The 207-nt window shown below is 34.8% G+C and carries 1 pseudogene; it reads right to left on the bottom strand.

The features are described 5' to 3' along the window. Positions 1 to 182: pseudogene (locus HMPREF2613_RS11655) on the bottom strand (hypothetical protein); the annotation flags it as partial. Positions 183 to 207 lie beyond the last annotated feature (25 nt).

Genomic DNA, 207 nt, shown 5'->3' on the forward strand with positions numbered 1-207 from the left:
GTAATAATCAAGCCTTGATACAAAGAGGGATTGTTGAGTACCTCTAATCCCCCTGCAAAAAACGCCAAAAAGGATATAGGATATAAAATAAAAATCCCATTTAATACCCCCCAAAGAGGAACCGGTCCCTTTATTCTACTTCTTTGAAATTCAAATGTTTTTTTAATTCGTTCCAGTATCATTTAAACCATCCTCTCATGCCTTTTA

Source organism: Streptococcus sp. HMSC070B10 (assembly GCF_001808665.1).
Classification (GTDB): domain Bacteria; phylum Bacillota; class Bacilli; order Lactobacillales; family Streptococcaceae; genus Streptococcus.